General features: G+C 48.5%; 2 tRNA genes and 1 rRNA gene. All 3 read right to left on the bottom strand.

What is annotated here, in order from left to right:
- Nucleotides 1-231 precede the first annotated feature (231 nt).
- Nucleotides 232-307, bottom strand: a tRNA-Ala gene (locus tag AB4Z20_RS28040).
- 30 nt (nt 308-337) lie between these two features.
- A tRNA-Ile gene (locus tag AB4Z20_RS28035) sits at nt 338-414 on the bottom strand.
- An 81-nt stretch (nt 415-495) separates the two neighbouring features.
- Nucleotides 496-581 (bottom strand): 16S ribosomal RNA (locus AB4Z20_RS28030); the annotation flags it as partial.

Here is a 581-nt window from a genome sequence, read left to right as displayed (position 1 = left end):
ATCTGGTTATACTGTGAAGACGACATTCGCCGAAAATTCGATCTTGCTCATGAGAGCAACTCACAAATTTTACCTTAGCCTGATCCGTTACCAGTGAAAGTAACGTTCAGTCTATCTTTCTATCACATACCCAAATTTTTAAAGAACGAACTAGTCAAAGACTAGAAATCAACATTCACCATCGTACTGATGGAATGCTCATTTCTAAGCTTTATACAATCGAAGCAGTAGTGGTGGAGCCAAGCGGGATCGAACCGCTGACCTCCTGCGTGCAAGGCAGGCGCTCTCCCAGCTGAGCTATGGCCCCGTATTTCTACAGGCGTTTCCCACACAAAATTGGTGGGTCTGGGCAGATTCGAACTGCCGACCTCACCCTTATCAGGGGTGCGCTCTAACCAACTGAGCTACAGACCCAATTTCGGGCTGCTTCTTTCGTCTTCTTCAATGAATCAAGCAATTCGTGTGGGAGCTCATGAAGCAGCTGCGGTCGTCGATTAAGGAGGTGATCCAGCCGCAGGTTCCCCTACGGCTACCTTGTTACGACTTCACCCCAGTCATGAATCACACCGTGGTAACCGTCC

Source organism: Pseudomonas sp. KB_12, assembly GCF_052114545.1.
Classification (GTDB): domain Bacteria; phylum Pseudomonadota; class Gammaproteobacteria; order Pseudomonadales; family Pseudomonadaceae; genus Aquipseudomonas; species Aquipseudomonas brassicacearum.
The sequence above is the reverse complement of the archived record's forward strand: the minus strand, read 5'-3'. Positions and strand labels throughout refer to the sequence as shown.